The organism is Limnobacter sp. (assembly GCF_036405155.1).
Classification (GTDB): domain Bacteria; phylum Pseudomonadota; class Gammaproteobacteria; order Burkholderiales; family Burkholderiaceae_B; genus Limnobacter.
Genome location: NZ_DASWYD010000006.1, coordinates 248667 through 265489 on the forward strand (window position 1 = coordinate 248667; position 16823 = coordinate 265489).

The 16823-nt window shown below is 57.3% G+C and carries 16 protein-coding genes; 6 read left to right on the forward strand and 10 right to left on the reverse strand.

From position 1 onward, the window contains the following. Positions 1-87 precede the first annotated feature (87 nt). From VGE55_RS07435 to VGE55_RS07445, 3 genes are all read right to left on the reverse strand, one after another. Positions 88-1569: an OmpP1/FadL family transporter gene (locus tag VGE55_RS07435; protein WP_331131074.1), complete on the reverse strand. Its 1482-nt coding sequence runs from the start codon at positions 1567-1569 to the stop codon at positions 88-90. 243 nt (positions 1570-1812) lie between these two features. Then, on the reverse strand, positions 1813-2673 hold the full coding sequence (locus tag VGE55_RS07440) for a metal-dependent hydrolase (protein ID WP_331131075.1): 861 nt from the start codon (positions 2671-2673) through the stop codon (positions 1813-1815). 182 nt (positions 2674-2855) lie between these two features. Next, positions 2856-3668 carry a hypothetical protein gene (locus tag VGE55_RS07445; RefSeq protein WP_331131076.1) on the reverse strand — a complete coding sequence of 271 codons (813 nt, stop codon included), beginning with the start codon at positions 3666-3668 and terminating at the stop codon, positions 2856-2858. Positions 3669-3785: 117 nt separating this feature from the next. Between VGE55_RS07445 and VGE55_RS07450 the strand changes: the two genes are divergently transcribed. Beyond that, complete coding sequence (locus tag VGE55_RS07450; RefSeq protein WP_331131077.1) at positions 3786-4826, forward strand: hypothetical protein; 1041 nt, start codon at positions 3786-3788, stop codon at positions 4824-4826. A 15-nt stretch (positions 4827-4841) separates the two neighbouring features. On the opposite strand, the gene VGE55_RS07455 is transcribed toward VGE55_RS07450, so the two are convergent. The 5 genes from VGE55_RS07455 to VGE55_RS07475 form a co-directional block, all read right to left on the reverse strand. Then, positions 4842-6044, reverse strand: coding sequence for an ammonium transporter (locus VGE55_RS07455; RefSeq protein WP_331131078.1), 1203 nt, complete (start codon positions 6042-6044; stop codon positions 4842-4844). Between the two features lie 89 nt (positions 6045-6133). Next, positions 6134-6679 carry a hypothetical protein gene (locus tag VGE55_RS07460; RefSeq protein ID WP_331131079.1) on the reverse strand — a complete coding sequence of 182 codons (546 nt, stop codon included), beginning with the start codon at positions 6677-6679 and terminating at the stop codon, positions 6134-6136. Between the two features lie 17 nt (positions 6680-6696). Further along, positions 6697-7401, reverse strand: coding sequence for a helix-turn-helix transcriptional regulator (locus VGE55_RS07465; protein ID WP_331131080.1), 705 nt, complete (start codon positions 7399-7401; stop codon positions 6697-6699). Between the two features lie 168 nt (positions 7402-7569). After that, positions 7570-7929, reverse strand: coding sequence for a hypothetical protein (locus VGE55_RS07470; protein ID WP_331131081.1), 360 nt, complete (start codon positions 7927-7929; stop codon positions 7570-7572). 62 nt (positions 7930-7991) lie between these two features. Continuing rightward, positions 7992-8255, reverse strand: coding sequence for a hypothetical protein (locus VGE55_RS07475; protein ID WP_331131082.1), 264 nt, complete (start codon positions 8253-8255; stop codon positions 7992-7994). Between the two features lie 79 nt (positions 8256-8334). Here VGE55_RS07475 and VGE55_RS07480 point away from each other — a divergent pair, with 79 nt between their 5' ends. Beyond that, entirely contained in the window at positions 8335-9366 is a 1032-nt protein-coding gene (locus tag VGE55_RS07480; RefSeq protein ID WP_331131083.1) for a nitronate monooxygenase, read from the forward strand. Here VGE55_RS07480 and VGE55_RS07485 read toward each other — a convergent pair. Further along, entirely contained in the window at positions 9363-10085 is a 723-nt protein-coding gene (locus tag VGE55_RS07485; protein WP_331131084.1) for a queuosine precursor transporter, read from the reverse strand. The genes VGE55_RS07480 and VGE55_RS07485 overlap by 4 nt on opposite strands. 180 nt (positions 10086-10265) lie before the next feature. Between VGE55_RS07485 and VGE55_RS07490 the strand changes: the two genes are divergently transcribed. From VGE55_RS07490 to VGE55_RS07500, 3 genes are read left to right on the forward strand one after another with little or no spacing between them, the layout of a single operon-like run. Beyond that, the gene (locus VGE55_RS07490) at positions 10266-11783 is read left to right on the forward strand and encodes an NAD(P)/FAD-dependent oxidoreductase (protein WP_331131085.1); all 1518 of its coding nucleotides are present in this window, start codon (positions 10266-10268) and stop codon (positions 11781-11783) included. A gap of 11 nt (positions 11784-11794) precedes the next feature. Then, positions 11795-12649 (forward strand): SDR family oxidoreductase, encoded by an 855-nt coding sequence (locus VGE55_RS07495; protein ID WP_331131086.1) that lies wholly within the window; start codon positions 11795-11797, stop codon positions 12647-12649. Continuing rightward, positions 12646-13569: an alpha/beta hydrolase gene (locus VGE55_RS07500; protein ID WP_331131087.1), complete on the forward strand. Its 924-nt coding sequence runs from the start codon at positions 12646-12648 to the stop codon at positions 13567-13569. Before VGE55_RS07495 ends, VGE55_RS07500 begins: the two co-directional genes overlap by 4 nt. Positions 13570-13574: 5 nt before the next feature. Here VGE55_RS07500 and VGE55_RS07505 read toward each other — a convergent pair whose 3' ends face one another. After that, positions 13575-14588, reverse strand: coding sequence for an alpha/beta hydrolase (locus VGE55_RS07505; RefSeq protein WP_331131088.1), 1014 nt, complete (start codon positions 14586-14588; stop codon positions 13575-13577). A 229-nt stretch (positions 14589-14817) separates the two neighbouring features. Between VGE55_RS07505 and VGE55_RS07510 the strand changes: the two genes are divergently transcribed. Next, the gene (locus VGE55_RS07510; RefSeq protein ID WP_331131089.1) at positions 14818-16815 is read left to right on the forward strand and encodes an alkaline phosphatase D family protein; all 1998 of its coding nucleotides are present in this window, start codon (positions 14818-14820) and stop codon (positions 16813-16815) included. Positions 16816-16823 lie beyond the last annotated feature (8 nt).

The following is a 16823-nucleotide window of genomic DNA, read 5'->3' on the forward strand; positions in this document are numbered from 1 at the left end:
TCGACCAGGCTCACCTGTTGAGCTTGATTGAGTTCAACAAAAAAGTCACCTTGCGGTGGCTTTTTTGTTGCTTGAGGGTGGATTGTTTTAGAACCGTTCGGTATAGCCCACGGAGAAGAAGCGAACGTCCAGGTTGGCAATACCGTTGTAAGGCGCACCAGACACTTCCACCGGAGTAATCTGGTTGTTGTTACCCACTGCACCGGCTTTTATATCCAGCAACTGGTATGCAAAGGTCAGGCGAATGTCACGGTTCACGTCCACACTGGCACCCAGACCGTAAAACTTGCGGTCGTTGTCCGGCAAGATTGGAATACGTAGGGCGTCGCCAACTACACCGTTCTCGGTGGCGTAACCTGCATGCAAGGTCAGTCTGCGGTACATCTTGTAGTTCAAGCCCACGCGGTAGGTTTGCGCAACCTTGAAGTCTTGCGGCACATCCTCAATCACACGACCGTTGCTTTCGCGGGTGTAGCGAAGCTTGGTGTCACGGTAGTCCTGGCGGCCATAGGTGAACATCAAGTCCAGCTTGGGCGTTGCATGGTGAAACACCGACAGACGCAATTCATCCGGGAAGGTAATGTCCTGTTTTGCGCGTTGGTAGGGGGCCAAATCGCCAGCGGCCTGTGGACCATTGATGCCCAGTGCCGGACCTGTTGCGCCAATCAAACCACCCTGCAGAAAGTCGCGAAATGCGGCGGTTTGAGATGTCTCATTGATTTGCAAAGTACCGGTGTTGCTTCGGAATTTGGTCTTGGGGCGATACGACAAACCCACCCGTGTGATTTCAGTGGGCTCCCACAGCACCCCGCCTTGTGCATTGAAGGCCCAACCAAACATTCTCAGTTTGGCATCTGTTTCGTCTGGAATGGGTGGCGTCGCGCCCAACGCAGCCGTGGTGTCCAGTGCAGTCGTGGTTCCGGGTGGGCCCAGTTTGCTGACGGCGTCGCGGAAATTCAACCGGATCTTGATGGACTGGAAATACCGCTCATAAGAGCCATTGGCGCCCAGCGACAATGTGGGGCTCAGTTTGTAGCCGAAACCCAAGTTCAAGCGGGTGACCTTCAAGTCCACATCCCGGCCTTGTCCACGGCCCGGGAAGTTCTCGTCGTAACGGGCCATCAAGCCATGCGAACCGGATGCACTGAAACCCATCACCAGTTTTTCATTGATGGGGGCAACGATGAACAAGGCGGGAATCAATTCAGCCGCATCGTAGCCGTCTCGGCGTTCGAACTTTTGCCCGGCCGAGCCTTGGGTGCCCTGGTTGGTGACAGCACCGTCCTGGTTCCTGGTGGAGGTGTAGTCGTTGTAGAACAACGCCACTGCGGCACTGTTCAGAACCTCGACCCGCTTGAAGCGTGTTAATGCGGCTGGGTTGAAAAAAATCACGGAAGCATCGCCTGCCTCCGCCGCCTGCCCGGCACCAACCGTGGCAATGCCAGCGGCGCTTTGGTTGTCGTTGGCGGTACCACCCGCCCACGCTGTCTGAATTGAACATGCAACCATGCTCAAACCAAAAGCCAATACTGCGGCCTGCCTTTGAAGGCCTTGCTGCAACACACTCATGGGCTTGTCTCCTGCCTCTCGTTTTGAGCCGTGGTCTATTGCCCGGCCCTTGTGTTCGAATAAAGTGTTTGTGCTACGTGTATTTAAATGACTGATGATTTAGTAAATTCGTGAGTACTCCCAACCTCGAACGATTGTTTGAATTGGTACTTTATAACTGAAAAATTGGATGCATGAAATGCAAATGACAAAAAATGGGTCGTATGACCCATTTTCGCAATTCGTGCATGTCAGACGGTCCGACTAAACCGGGTTGAATCCAAGACGCTTTGCCCATCGCTGCATGTCGTTTTCCAACTGTGCCTGCTTGGGGTGAAAGTCCTTGCGGTAAAAGCGCAGCAGGTCTGGAATGGCCCTGGTGAACAAACCACTTGGGCCAAAATACAGGCGCGCAAAACGCGCCCAAGAGCGCAGGTTGAGCAGTTGCCTGTCTTGCCGCATGCAACTGAGCATGGCTGCACCCACCAGTGGAACAATCCCGAGGCTGACCACTGTCATGGCAATCACCCGTTCCCGGTGTTTTCCACCGATGGCCACATGGGTGTCAAAGGCCACTGCGCGGTGTTCGGCCTCTTCCATGGCATGCCACACAATCAAGGCTTTGATGGTGGGGTCGTTGATGCGGTCTGTGAAGTCGTCCCGCTTCAAAATATGTTCGGCGAACACGGCGGTGTAATGTTCAACCGCTGCAGTTCCAGCCAGCCGTGATCGCACGCCCAACCGCTTGTTCAAAAACCTCCGCAAACTGCCAATGCGGGCATCCCAGGCATCCACCGACACACCTTGGGCTTTCAAGGCGGCGTTGGCAGCCAAATGTTCCTTCCCGTGCATGGCTTCCTGACCAATGAAAGCGCTGATTTCGCGCAGCAGGGCCTCATCTTTCACCCTGGGTTTGGCACTGCGCACAGCATCGACAAAAAATTGTTCGCCTTCCGGAAACATGGATTGAAAGGCTGTCCACACATGAGAGCAGGCCGGGTCGTGGTCTACGAAATGTTTGTCAAACCCGGTGAAATCAAAATCCATGCGTCGTACCGGAAAGCTGGAGCCTTTTTGGTGGACAGACACTGGCGGGTGTTGAATGTCGGGGTTCGTGGGTTTCATGGTGCAGGCTCCTTCTGGGTCAGCGTGAGCGCGTGATGAATCATTACAGTACTAACGTTAACATTGAATAATGTAATGTTACAAGTGATTAATTAAATGTAAACACTTGTAATGATAGAGGCTGCGAGTTCTGCGACTGGAAGCGGGCATCTCGGTCTGTTTTGTCCCGCCAGTCTTGGCATTCAGTACAGTGGTGTTTCGTCTTTCAGAATGCGCTGCTGGAGTGTGTGCCAAATCACATGGCCCGCATGGTCAAATTGCTGCACGCAATTGAAAAATGCCCTGCGCAGTGTGGTGTCCAGCCATTCTGCCGGCAGCAAAGGGTCGTGCCGAACCTGGTAAATGCCTTCACTGCCCAGCAGGTAGGCTTCCTTGGCCGCCCGTTCCAGCGGCATTTTGCCGTAGCTGCCCAACCACTGGTTCATTTTGTCGGCATGGGTTTTGTAGAAGCGCTCCAGTTTTTTGACATCCCACAGTTTCTGGATGGTTTGTACCTGCCGCGCGTCCCTGGGTAGCATCAAGAACAGCGTGGCCTCGGGGTCCAGGCCTTTGTCATGCAAACGGGTTTCGACACCGTCGATGCCCCATTGCAGGTTGTCGGGGCGCACATAAAGGCCTGGGTGAAATTCCCGAAAGCCGTACAGCGCCAAAGCACGCTCTCGCAATTGAACCTGTTGTCGATCCTTCCGGCCCAAATGCGCGGTGTAAGCCGCCAAAAAACGCCCGGTCCAGTTGGCAGGGGCTGTCAATCGTGAGGTCCAGTCCTTCACGTCGTCCCCGGTGGGTACAGCCTTGGCACCCAGTGCATACACGCCACGGCTGACAGACCTTAAAAACCCCTCGCCGGTGAGGCGGGTCAGGGCCACGCGGACATGGTTTTCAGACACGCCGAACAGTTGGCCAGCCAATACCATGTGGGCTGCTTTGACGGGTTTGCCTTTGGCGGCCAGCATGAGGCCAAGAATGAGTTGTTTTGGAGAAGCTTTGGTGCGCATGGCATGGCTGACTGGGTGCAACACCAGAAGGATACCGCGCCACCGGGCACTGCAACATGCTGCACCTGCAAACAAAGTGCTAGTCTTGGGGCTGTTGGATCGTTTCTTGAAAAGCCCATGATGTTGTCTCTGAAAGCCGCTGCCCGCTGCGGCACTGCGCTTGTCTTGTCGTCTGTGCTCACTGCCTGTGCTCTGCCGGGTGTTGGCCCGCGCAGTATTTCCCCGTCCCGCATGAACTACAACGACGCCATTTCAAAATCCTGGGACGAGCAGTTGTTGTTGAACCTGGTGCGGGTGCGGTATGGCGAAAGCCCTTTGTTTGTGGACATCACCGCCATCAATGCCAGCATGGCCGCCAGTGCCAACGCCGGTGTGGGTTTGAACTTCATTGACAATGGCTCGCGCGAGCGCATCAATTCAGTGGGTGTCGAAGTGCGCGACGCCCCCGTGATCAGCTACAACTACCTGCAAGGCGAGGCGTTTGCCAAGCACGTGCTCACGCCTTTAACCCCGTCCATTATTGAGCCACTGACCCGGTCTGGTTGGTCAGCCGAACGGCTGCTGTTGTGTTGTATCGAGACGGTGAACGGGATTGACAATGATGTACCCGACCGGGACCGGTTTGGCCGTGTGGCCGACCTGATGGGCGAATTGCAAACAGCCCGCTTGCTGCGCATCAACAGCACAGCCGACCGGCGCATTGTCCTGACGATTCGATCCATGAACCCCATGGCGGTTGAGTTGCGCCATATGCTGGGGCTGGACCCCAATGAAGAGCGTTTTGACCTGGTGGACGGTGTGCAGCACACCCCGCATTCCATTGCCATGCAAGGCCGCTCGGTGCTGGCCGTGTTTCATGGTTTGGGCTATGCCGTGGAGGTGCCGCCTGGCGACACCAACAAGGTGGTGCAACTCATCAACAGCGACGGCGTTGAAGTGGATTCCCGCCTGTTGACCAGCCAATTGTTGCGGGTTCAAAGTGGCGACAAAGAACCCGACACCGCGCAGGTGAAAGTCAATGTGCGGGGGCACTGGTTCTGGATTGATGACACCGATCTGAATTCCAAACTGACGCTGTCGCTGTTGCGCATGCTGTTGTTCATCAAATCGGTGGACCGGCCTTCCTATGCGCCGGTCATCACCATTCCCGCACAATAAAAGCGCATCGGTGCCTTACCAGCTGGTCTCGCGTTCGGGGCTTGCACTCACCTTGTGAATGGTCAGGTCGGCACCGGTGTATTCTTCTTCTTCGCTCAGGCGAATGCCCAAGGTCGCCTTCAGCACACCATACACAGCAAAGCCGGCCACGGCTGCAAACACCACACCCGTGAGTGTGCCCACCAACTGGCTCATGAAGTTGACTCCACCAATGCCGCCCAGGCTTTGCTGGCCAACAATGCCCGCCGCAATGCCACCGAAGGCACCGCACAGGCCGTGCAGGGGCCACACGCCCAGCACATCATCAATTTTCAGGCGATTTTGGGTGAGGGTGAACATGAACACGAACAACACGCCCGCACCGCCACCCACGGCCAAGGCGCCCAATGGGTGCATGAGGTCGCTGCCGGCACACACGGCCACCAAGCCTGCCAGTGGGCCGTTGTACACAAAGCCCGGGTCGTTGCGGCCCATCAGCAGGGCGGTCAATGTGCCGCCCACCATGGCCATCAGGCTGTTCACCGCGACCAGCCCTGAAATACCGGCGATTTTTTGTGCGCTGACCACGTTAAAGCCAAACCAGCCCACGGCCAGAATCCAGCTGCCCAGTGCCAGGAATGGAATGGACGAGGGTGGATGGCTGGAGACGCGCCCATCGCTGCGGTAGCGGCCGCGCCGGGCACCCAGCATCACCACGGCCCCAAGTGCCACCCAGCCGCCCACCGCGTGCACCACCACACTGCCGGCAAAGTCATGGAAAGGGGCACCAAACGCAGTTTGTAGCCATTGTTGAAAGCCGTGGTTGTTGTTCCATACCAAGCCTTCAAAAAACGGGTAAACCACACCCACCAGCACTGCTGTGGCAATGAGCTGTGTGCCAAAGCGGGCACGTTCGGCAATGCCACCAGAGATGATGGCGGGAATGGCGGCTGCAAAGGTGAGCAGAAAGAAAAACTTCACCAGTTCGTAGCCATTGTTGAGGTTCAGAGTGCTGGCGGGGCTGTAGAAACTGACCCCGTATGCCACCGAGTAGCCCACAAAAAAGTAAACGACCGTGCTGACGGCGAAGTCGGCCAGGATTTTGACCAAGGCATTGACCTGGTTCTTGTTGCGCACCGTGCCCACTTCCAGAAAAGCGAAGCCGGCGTGCATGGCAAGCACCATGATGGCGCCTAGAAGCACAAAAAGAGTGTCCAGGGAGGTTTGAATTTGTTCCATTTTGGTGAATTTTTGAGTGTTGACAGGTTGTGGGCCCCTATAGAGCAAACACAATGCCAACCCATAATGCACCAAAATGGTGAATTTTTTTAAATTGAATCGATGGAGGTTTGCGTGCTTTTCAAAGCCGCTTTGCACAGTTCAATGGCATGCCAGTTGGACCAAGCCAAGGTTGGCGAACGCTCCAGCAGTTGAGCCTGCTTTTTTTGCAGCAGTTCAAGACGGTCTTGCAGCGCCTGTTGTGCCAAGCCTTGCATCTCGATGGTGAAACTGCGGATGAAGCTCGTGAGGTTGGGAAAGTCAAAGCGGGGCGTGAAAGCCAGGTGGATATTGCCCAAGCGCAAATAGCTTTCAGTCAGCCGCGCACTGCTCGATGCCATAAACTTCACGCCGGTGGTGCTCAGCAGTGGGTTTTCGGACGTGTCCAGCGGGATATTCAGGCCATAGGCCTGCAATTCAAAACGCTCGGGCACATACACCAAGGTCAGGCCAGGAAAAAGCTGAAACTTGCCCTCGATCAGGTGAAGGGCCAGCCATTTCAGGAATTCGTCTTCAAAGGCGTTGCCTTGGGGGCCCGAGCCCCCAAGGCCAGCACCCATGATGCCGAGTGGTCGAAGTACATCCAGCGAAGTCATGACGTCAGCAGTCAGCGTTATTTGGCAAATGCATCATCCAATGCTTTTTGTGCAACGTTTTTTGCCTTGGTCTCGAGCATTTCTGCACCTGTGACTGTGGACAGGGCAATGCCCACCAGGTTGCCCTTGGGGTGCTGTTGGGCTTCCAGGGTCCATTGGTTGCGCTGTTGCACCAGACGCTGCGGAGACACCTCAACCGCATTGGCGGTTTTGCTGCCTTTTTCCTTGACCTGCAAGCTGAGACGTTGGCGCTTGAGCAAGGCCAGTGCAATCAGTTCGAAGTGGGACACATCGCCGGTGGGGGCGTGGTTGGGGTCCACTTGTATGCGTTTGATGGCTTCATCCGCGGCAAAGCCGTCGCCTTCCAGGGTGCCGGCCAGTCGAGCCATGACGGGCTGAATGTGTGGACCCAGGTTTCCTTTCTTGTCCAATGCTGCAAACAGCTGGTAGGCCGCCAGCACCGCATGGGTTTCCTGTGCGTTGAACCACGGGTGTTTGGCCTGGTATTTCGCCGACTTTCCACCTTTGGCCGCTTCAAAACGGTAACCCCCAGCCGCACGGTCAAACACAATGGGGGCGTGAAGGTCATCCCGAAGGTGGGACAGGTCGCGTTTCAAGGTGGCCCAGGACACACCCAAACGCTTCATCAGTGCTTCCTTGCTGACCACGCCATGGGCCTGGATCAGCTGGTCAATTTGAAACAGTCGGTCGTTGTTGATCATGTGGTCTTCTCCCGTGGAGCCAAACGAATGATGAACACAATACCACAGGCTCATGAATTGAGCTTGATTTATTGAGCTGGAATAGGGGCTTACACCTGTTTGGGTTTCCAATATGAAAAAAGCCCGGCCATGGCCGGGCTTTGCGGTGCACGGAATAAACGCGGTGGTTCAGCCGCCAGCCGCTTTGACCTGCGCATTGGCTGCGGCCAACCGCTTGTCCAAGGCGGCCAGGTCCTTGTTGATTTTGGCCACTTTTTCCTTGTCTTCCCCGGCCGCTGTCAGTTCTTTCTTTTTGTCGGCAATCAAGATGTTGATGGCCGCCACCTTGGCCTTGGCATTGTTGGCCTTGACGTTAACCGGCTTGGCAGGCTTGGCTGCTTCGGTTGGTGCCGCAGCAGGGGCGGCCGCCGGTGCAGCGGTGGCAGCCGGTGCTGCGGCTGCGGCTTTGGTTTCAGCCTGTGCCGAGTGGGCCATCAACAACGCTGTACAAGCCAGGGTGATGGAACTGAGGGTTTTCAGGGATTTCATGCATGTCTCCTACAAATCAATCAAACAGCGTCCAATCAGGGAGGCTCACTCCCCGAGCCCGTTCAGGACGCTTGGCACTTCTTCATGAACGAATTCTTGGCTGCACCAGCCAGTTTCTTGCCATTTTTGTCCACGGCTTTTTCTTCGCAACTGGCTTGTTTGCTCCCCGCCATGCACTTCTTCATGGACGATGCTTTGGCCGCGCCTGCCAGTGGTTTGCCGTCCTTGCTCACCGCTTTGGCCTCGCAGGCCTGCTCGGCGGCTGGGTCGGCGTAAGCCGGCAGGGCAAACATGCAAACCAGCAGGGCGGGAATCAGTTTCTTCATGGTGTCATCTCCAAAGAGGTGGGGTGGGGGATTACACTGCTCCTTGGGCATTACAGACAAATTTCAGCCAATTTTCAAGATGACTAGGGTTTACGATAGTTTTCCGCGCCTTGTTCAGGCGCCCATGGCGGGCTCGCAGGGCAGTGCCTTGGCGATTGCCGTCGGCCAGTCGGGTGGCTTGGGCTCATTGCCGTGTGCCATGCTGAGCCTGGAGCAATTGCACCACGAGCTTGGTCATTTGGCCGCTGCCGGTTTGCCAGCCTACAACATCAATTTTTTTGCACACAGCACACCGCAGCCTGACCCGGCTCAGGAAAAGGCGTGGCTGGACTGTTTGAAACCCTACTTTGAAGAATGGGGGTTGAATCCATCGCAGGTCGTGTCTGGCCCAGGCCGACAGCCTTTTTCTGCGGCACAGGCGGAAGTGCTGGAAGCGTACAAGCCCGCAGTGGTGAGCTTTCACTTTGGTTTGCCCAGTACCGATTTGCTCCGCCGCGTCAAGGCGATGGGTTCACAGGTGTGGAGCACGGCGACCACCGTGGCCGAAGGCCTGTGGTTGCAGGCCCATGGGGCCGATGCCGTGATTGCGCAGGGGCTGGAGGCGGGTGGTCACCGAGGGCATTTTTTAAGCCCGGCCCTTACTGAGCAGATGGGCACCTTCGCCTTGGTGCCGCAGTTGGTGAAAGCGCTGGACATCCCCGTGATTGCGGCGGGTGGCATTGCCACGCCGCAGGCTGTGCAGGCTGCCTTGGCCCTGGGTGCCAGCGCGGTGCAGGTGGGGTCTGCCTATTTGTTGGCCCATGAGGCCACCACGTCGGCTGTGCACCGGGCTGCACTAAAGACGGATGCGCGTTTGCACACGGCCCTGACCAACCTGTTTTCCGGTCGGCCAGCACGCGGCATGGTGAACCGGGTGATGCGTGAGTTGGGGCCCCTTCGTGGGGATGTGCCAGCCTTTCCCCTGGCCACAGCCGCCATGGCACCGCTGCGTGCGGCTGCCGAAAAGGCCGGGCACGGTGATTTCTCGCCCTTGTGGGTGGGGCAGCACTTGGCCACCACCACGGAGGAGTCGGCTGCCGTCATCACCCAACGTTTGTTGAGTGTGCTTTAAACCTTCAGGCTGAACGGTGTGAACCGGGTGTTGCGGTCGTAGTAATCCTCGTTCTCGGCTTTTTTGAGGCTGCTCACCACCCAGTAGGTGAGTGGTGTGGCCACCACCTCCCAGCCAGTTTTCACCACGTACTGCGTCAACGTGACCGTGATGAGTTGGTCCGTGGTCATAATTCCCCAAAACGCAATGGTGTAAAACAAAGCCGAATCGATGAGCTCGCCCACCAGGGTTGAGCCGATGGTGCGCGTCCACAACCAGCGGCCCTGCGTCAGCAACTTCATTTTGGCCAACACAAAGCTGTTGGCAAAACTGCCGCTCCAGAAAGCAATTAGCGAGGCCAACACAATGCGCCATGTGTTGCCAAATACGGTTTCAATGGCGGGTTGCCGGTCAGCCCAGAAGGGTGCCGGCGGCAGGTTCACCACCACAAAGGCCATGGCCGACGCAAAAACCAGCGCGCCAAAACCACTCCACACAGCACGGCGGTCCCGACTGTAGCCATACACCTCGGTCAGGATGTCGCTGAACAGATATGAAATTGGAAAGAACAGAACTCCGGCCCCAAAGGTGACGGTGCCCACCCAAGGCAAGTTCACCTGCGCAATTTTGGCCGGGCCAATGAGGTTTGAGCACAGCAACACCACCACGAAGGCAACGAGGATGAAATCGTAATACTTGTACTGCCGGGGTGGCGCAGCGGCCGTGGAAGGTGGTGTCATGGTGTTGCCCGTAATGCTGTTGTAGGTTTGTTGTTGGTGTGTTGCATCAATTCATTGTACTGATTTGACCTGTCGACAGCGGGCAAGGTTCGGGGGTTTGACAGACCAACCGGGTAATGACAGCATCTGCCTGTATTCTATTCCACCAATCGTTTGATATTTTTCTACGGATCTACTGTGTTGAAACGCCGAACAAGTGCGCCTGCCAATGATGCGGGCACATCGTCCCATACCAAGCCGCTAACGAACGAGCGGGTCTACCACACGGTGATTGTTGGCGGTGGGTTTGCCGGCGTGGGTGCCGCCATTCGACTGCTGCAAGCCGGTTTTGATGATTTTGTGTTGCTGGAAAAGGCCAGCGAGCTGGGGGGTGTTTGGCGAGAAAACACCTACCCGGGTTGCGCATGCGACGTGCCATCGGCTTTGTATTCATACTCATTTGCGCCCAACCCGCGTTGGAGCCGCTTGTTTGCGGGCCAAGCTGAAATCAAGCAATACCTTCAGGACACTGCCGCCCGCTTCAAGGTCATGCCCCATGTTCACTGTGGGCAGGAAGCGCTGCGCATGGCCTGGCAAAACGATGCAAACCTGTGGGAAATTCAAACACCCACCCACACCTTGCGCAGCCAATTCATGGTGTTGGCTTGCGGGCCCATGCATGAGCCGGTGTTGCCCAACATTCCCGGTTTGCCGGAATTCAAAGGCGAGGTGTTTCATTCCTCTCGCTGGAACCATGCAGTGGATTTGACCGGCAAGCGGGTGGCGGTGATTGGCACGGGTGCGTCGGCCATTCAGTTTGTGCCAGCCATTCAGCCCAAGGTGGCGGAGCTGACCGTGTTTCAGCGCACGCCGCAATGGGTGTTGCCCAAGCTGGACCAGTCGCTGCCCCGTTGGGTGCAATTGCTGTTCAAGGCGCTGCCGACCACCCAGCAAGCGTTGCGGGGTGCCACGTATGGCATTTTCGAAACACTGAATGGCAGCATGCAAAGCCTCAAAGCGATGCAGCAAATTCAAAAAGTTGCGCAGTGGAACCTGGAACGCACGGTGAAGGACCCTGCATTGCGGGCCCAACTCACGCCCGACTATGTGTTGGGTTGCAAGCGCGTGTTGCAGTCCAACCAGTGGTACCCGGCGCTGGTGCAGCCCAATGTGCGGGTGTGCACCAGCGCCTTGGCACAGGTCGATGGGCACACGCTGATTGCTGACAACGGCGAGCAGGTGGAGGTGGATGTCATCATTCTGGGCACCGGGTTCGAGATTGCAGAACCACCAATTGCGCAGCGTGTGCATGGCCGCGATGGCCGAAGCATGGCCGACGTGTGGCAGGGCAGCCCCGAGGGCTACATGGGCACCTTGGTGGAGGGGTGTCCCAATGGGTTTCTGATGTTTGGTCCCAACATTGCGGTGAGCTCGTCAGCGTTCATCATCATTGAAGCCCAGCTGGATTACATTGTGGATGCCATGGAACAGATTCGGGCCAAAGGTTTGAAAACCGTGGAGCCTCGCCCTGACCTCACCGCTCGCTACAACGCGGCCGTTCAAGCCGCGTTGGAAAACACCGTCTGGAACGCAGGTGGATGCCAGAGTTATTTCATCGACCGCAACGGGCGCAACAGCACTGTGTGGCCCTGGACCACGCTGGACATGAAGCGTCGGCTGAGCCGGTTCAACGTCCACGAATACATTACACACGCTTGAGGAGAAACTCGATGTTCAAACGCAAACGACCTTCGCCACTGTTTGGCAAAGTGATTGCCATCACGGGCGCGGCGCGTGGCATTGGCCTGACAACCGCCCGGTTGCTGCGCGAGCAGGGTGCGCAGGTGGCCATGGGCGATATTGATGAGGCCTTGGTGAAAGCCGAAGCCGATAAAATTGGGGCCATGGCGTTTAAGGTGGATGTGCGCCAGGCTCGCTCGATGAGCCTGTTTGTTCAGAAAGCCGAACAGGCCTTGGGTGACCTGGATGTGATGGTGAACAATGCCGGCATCATGCCCATGGGCGGGTTTCTGGACGAAGACCCCAAGCTGACCGATACCCAGATTGACATCAACTTGCGTGGCGTCATTCACGGCATGCGGGCCGCATTGCCTTCCATGTTGAAGCGTCAACAAGGCCACATCATCAACGTGGCCTCACTGGCTGGGCGCTTTGCCATTCCGGGGGCTGCGGTTTACTGCGCCACCAAATACGGTGTGGTGGGCTTGACCGAGTCGGTGGCCGGTGAGTTTCGAGGGCAGGGGGTGCACTTTACAGCGGTCATGCCCTCCAAAGTGAGCACCGAACTGGCCTCGGGGCTGGATGGTGCTGTGAAGGGTATTCCGTCTGTAGAGCCTCAGGATGTGGCCAAAGCCATTTCAGATGTCATCATCCAGCCGCGTTTGTTGGTGGCCGTGCCTGACTACCTTCAATGGGCCCATGCGGTGTACACCTTGGTGCCCACACGCCTGGCACAGGCCGCCCGGAAACTGGCCGGCGACACCCGCATTCTCGACAAGCTCGACAAAGGTGCGCATGCAGCCTACGATGCGCGAATCCACGCTCTTTCCAAACACGCACGATGAACGCTCGATTGAACGCAGCCATGGTGGCTGTTGAACGACTGTCCGAGAAACTGGTGCGCGGTGCCCTGCGCGTGTCTTTTAAAGGCTCCACCCAGTTCCCCTTGCCCCTGCCGCTGCTGCGCAAAACCATGGATGCCGGTGCCTTCCTGTTTTGGACTCGGTCTGATTGCACGGTGGAACATCAGCAACTCGGTGGCGTGAGTGTGGCGGTGGTCACCCCCAAGAATGTGCCGTCCACCAAAACCATTGTGCACATGCACGGCGGTGCTTTTTTTGCGGGTTCGTTGCGAACCCACATGGCCATGGCCAGTGAAATGGCCGTGCGTTGCGAGGCGCGTGTGGTGTTGGTGGATTATCGATTGGCGCCCGAGCATGCTTACCCGGCTGCGACCGACGATGGCCTTGCGGTGTACGACGCACTGATGGACCAGTACACCAACCCGGCTGACCTGTATTTGGCCGGCGATTCAGCCGGTGGTGGCATGGTGTTGCACATGGTCCAAGTGCTGCGTGATAGGGGTGAAGACTTGCCAGCAGGCCTCATCCTGATTTCGCCATTCGTGGATTTGACCCTCTCTTCCCATTCCATCCAGACGCGGCGAAACGACGACCCCATGCTGAGCGAGGCGCCCTTGCGTCGGGGTGGTGATGCTTACCGTGGCGAGATTGATGCTGCGGACCCACGGGTGTCGCCTGTGTTTGGCGATTTGACCGGACTTCCGAAGATGTTGATCCAGTGCGGCACCGACGAAATTTTGCTGGACGATACCCTGTTGCTGGAAAGCCGCGCCAAAGCTGCAGGTGTGTCGGTCCACTGCACGGTTTATCCGCGCATGTGGCACAACTTCCAGATGTTCAACGCCTTGATTGGATCAGCCGACAAAGCCCTGTACGAAATCGCCGAGTTTGTGCGCGATTGAACGCCTTACAGGTGTTTGCGCACAAAGGTCTTGATGGCTTGTGCGCACATGTAGGGCGTTTCAATCATGGGCAGGTGGCCCACATTGTCGAACAGGCACAGCTCTGAACGCTTGATGAGCCGTTCAAAGGTGTGGGCGCAACTGGGGTGTAGCACTTTGTCTTCTGTGCCCCACATCACCAGGGTTGGTGTGCCGATGTCTTCAAACGTGGCCTTGGTGTAGTCTGGTCGACGGCTCAACATTTCGCGAAACAGGAAGGTGTTCACATCGCGGCGGTGGACCAATTCGGTGGCCGAGAAAAAAGCTGCCGAAGCTGCCAGTGCCCGGTTGTGGAACACGAGGTCGGTCAACTTCATGACATCCACCGGGTCGCGGGGCACCAGTTTGTTTTTTCCGCGCAGTAATTCATCCACAAACTCGGTGTGGGTGTCGCCGGGCAAACCCAGCGCATCCATCAGCACCGAGCTGGTCACCAAATGCGGATGCCGTGCAGTCAGCAAACCGGCCAGCGCGCCGCCCATCGAGTTGCCCACCACATTCACCTTGTGAACACCAATCTCCCCCAGCCAATGGGCCAGTCGGTCGGTTTGGTCTTCAAGGCCGTATTGTTTGTGGGGGTTGAAGCCACTTTCTCCCCAACCCGGAAGGTCGGGCATCAGGATGCGGAAATAACCCGCCAAAAAAGGCACGATGGGCAACCAGTGCTCTTTGGCCGCTGCAAAACCGTGCAGCAGCAACAGGGTGGGTTGACTGGCTTGGCCAACTTCCAGCCACACCAGTTTGTCTTTGCCCACACCGATGCGTCGGCGGTGCACGCCCACCAAACCGCCGTACCAGGGGTTCAGGCGGGTCAGGCTGAATATCTTGGGTCGCCAGTTGTCCAGTGCCTCCAGGTCAGGCGCTTTGCTGTGGCGAAGAAAGGATTCACCCACGGTGTCAAAGTACTGGTCAACCAGACGTGCACCTTCGGACACCGGCTTGGGTTCGACACGTTTTTTTCGGGTGGTGGATTTCAACACGGGGTGTTCCTGTCAGGTTTTTATCGTTGTGGGTGAAGCTTTTTTGTTATCCGGCTAAAGGTGTCACGGGGCCATGACCGGCGTCAATAAGGAAATCAGACAAAAATGCAACATTGTGTAATTTTTATGTCGCTGGTTTGACTTGTCATGTGGAGTATGCCTACGAAATCTCGTCAATCCGATTTGTCCATGTTGCGGTATCAATCAAAACCCATGACATGGATGCCTCATGAAGCGCAGGGATGTTTTGAAAGTGCTTGCGGCCAGCACACTCACCGCTTGCGGCGGCAACAATGATTTAATCAACGCTGTTGGTGGTGTGTCAGGCGATGGTGGAACCCCCACCACGCCCACCGAAAACCCGGTGAACCTTGAATTCACAGGCGCATTGCCTGAGCCCGGTCAAGAACCCGCCTCATTTGATTTCCCGCTGTTGCTGGCTTTGCCCTTTGCGCATGGCGTGGCCAGCGGAGACCCACTGGCTGACCGTGTCATGTTGTGGACACGCCTGACCTTTATTAACCCACCCAGCAGCGGCGTGATGGTTCGATGGGCTGTGAGCACTCGCCCGGATATGTCTGACACGGTGAAACAGGGCAAGCAACGGGTGATCGCCGACAGGGACTGGACCCTGAAAGTCGATGTGTCGGGCCTTGAACCCGCCACCACGTACTACTACCAGTTTGCAACCGGACCCTACACCAGCATTGTGGGGCGCACCCGTACCGCGCCCGCAACCCAAGTGGAGGCCATTCGCTTTGCCGTGTTGTCGTGCTCCAGTTACTGGTCCAGCACCTGGAGCGGTTTTGCTGCAATGGCCCGTCGGGACGACCTGGACCTGGTGGTGCACTGCGGTGACTATATTTACGATTTTGTGGACCAGGATGAACGGGTCCGCGCGCGCAATGGAAAAGCCACCACAGACCATGTGGACTACCGGGATTGGCTGAACCTGGAAGAATGCCGGCGCCGCTATGCCCTGTACCGGTCTGACCCCAACCTGATGGCGGCCCACCAGCAACACCCGTGGTTTATCACCTGGGACAACCATGACATTGACCCTGGCTTTGGCAATGAACTGCCCACCACGCTGCCAGACGGTGTGAAGTCCACCTGCACCCTGGACGACACCACGCGGGCCTTTTGGGAATGGACACCCTCGCGCCCCGTGAAAGCAGACGGCAGCGGTGAGTTTTTGCTCTATCCCGATACTGAATACCCGCTGCCCACCAACACGAAACTGGTGTACCGCCACCTGCCATATGGGCCGTTGGCCAGTTTCCGCGCGCTGGACACGCAGATTGGCTTGCCCGGTTACAAGCAGACTGTGGACGCCAGCCACTTGCCCGCCAACACCCCCAGCCTGATGGGGCGACGGCAGTTTGAATGGTTGGTGGAGGGGGTACGACAGGACCAAACCAATGGCGTGGTGTGGAAGGTGCTGAACAACCAGACCTGGTTTGCACCCTGGGTGGTGCCCAATGTGCAAGGCGCACCGGTGTTTCCCTTGCCCACGCGCTGGAGCGATTATCCGGGCGAGCGCACCGCACTGGTTCAAGCCCTGCGGGGTGAGGGCGGTCAAGCTCCTGTGGATGGTTGCGTGATTGTGTCGGGCGACATGCATGGCAACTGGGCCAGCGATGTGGTGGAGGATGCCACCACTGCTTACCTGAATGCTTACCAGGTGGCCCCGCCGGTGCCTTCCACACGGCCAGGGGCCATGCCGTCCAACCCAGCTGCGGGCACGCAGCGCTTGTCCACCGCGAATTTGCCGGGTGTCAATCTTCGGGCCGCTTCGGTGGCTGTGGAGTTTGCACCATCGTCCATGGGCCGCGGCGGGGCCGATGAGCTGGTGGCCAATGCCGCGCCTGGTTTGCCATTCCCATTGCAGGTGGCGGCCACGCGCGCCATTGAGACAGCCACCCTGTTGGGCAATCGGCATGTGCAGTTCATGGAATGGGTCGAGCATGGGTATGGCATCGTGCAACTGGATGCCGACAAGGCTGTGTTTGAATGTTGGTGGCAAAACAAGCTGGAAGACAATTCGCCCGATGTGCTGGGTGCGCAGTTGATCAGTTTTTCAGGCAATGCGTCCACCCAATTGCCCGTGCCGCGTTTTAAGAATCAAATCGACACCGTGGGTGTGCATGGCCTCGGCATGGTACCCACTCAAAGCGCACGGCGTGCGGCTTTGGCACCCATGGCGGCGGTGGTCAAACCCCGATAAACTGGGTG